Origin of the sequence: Vreelandella aquamarina (assembly GCF_020075495.1) — a bacterium.
Taxonomy (GTDB): domain Bacteria; phylum Pseudomonadota; class Gammaproteobacteria; order Pseudomonadales; family Halomonadaceae; genus Vreelandella; species Vreelandella aquamarina_A.
Genome location: NZ_JABYQT010000051.1, coordinates 1 through 273 on the forward strand (window position 1 = coordinate 1; position 273 = coordinate 273).

The 273-nt window shown below is 61.5% G+C and carries 1 protein-coding gene; it reads left to right on the forward strand.

What is annotated here, in order from left to right; all coding sequences use genetic code 11:
* Nucleotides 1–273, forward strand: a 273-nt coding sequence (locus HW452_RS17430; protein WP_224107350.1) for an NAD-binding protein, incomplete at both ends; no start/stop codon positions are given.

Here is a 273-nt window from a genome sequence, read left to right on the forward strand (position 1 = left end):
TTCACGGCAGCGCCACCAGCAAGCGGCTGCTCGAAGAGGAGAACATCGAGGAGTGCGATATCTTCTGCGCGCTGACCAACGACGACGAGGTCAACATCATGTCGTCGCTGCTGGCCAAGCGGCTCGGTGCCAAGAAGGTACTCACGCTGATCAACAACGCCGCCTACGTGGACCTGGTTCAGGGCGGCGAGATCGATATCGCCATCTCCCCCCAGCAGGCGACCATCGGGAGCCTTTTAACCCACGTGCGCCGGGGCGATATCGTCAACGTGC